We start from the raw sequence: 375 nt of genomic DNA, 5'->3' as shown, positions 1-375 counted from the left end.
AAAGTGACGGGTGAAGATAACCAAGCAAAAATTGCAGTGACGCCCTACTCCAGCCTCAATAATCATGTTTACGAAGATCACACTTCCTTTGGCAATACCACCAGTCAACTCAGCAGTGGTGGCACGTTACAGGTCATTGACCCCGATCACGACCAAGCCGGTTTTATTGCACAAACCATCACCACCACCGAAGGTGGTCAGTTCAATATCAACGCACAGGGCCATTGGTCATACAACATTGACAATGATAAAGTCCAACATTTAGGTGCAGGGGAAAGCTTCCAGCAAACCTTTACCGTTGAATCTATTGATGGCAGTGCTAAAAAAGATATCACAGTGACCGTTCACGGCACCAATGATGCGCCCGTCGCATCA

General features: G+C 46.9%; 1 protein-coding gene. It reads left to right on the top strand.

Annotation, left to right across the window (positions count from 1 at the left end):
- Positions 1-375, top strand: a 375-nt coding sequence (locus tag A136_RS22955; RefSeq protein WP_032546841.1) for a VCBS domain-containing protein, incomplete at both ends; no start/stop codon positions are given.

The sequence above is a fragment of the Vibrio crassostreae 9ZC13 genome (assembly GCF_000272045.2).
GTDB classification, from domain to species: Bacteria; Pseudomonadota; Gammaproteobacteria; order Enterobacterales; family Vibrionaceae; genus Vibrio; species Vibrio crassostreae_C.
Note: the sequence above shows the minus strand (reverse complement) of the source record. Positions and strands in the feature narration are given on the sequence as shown.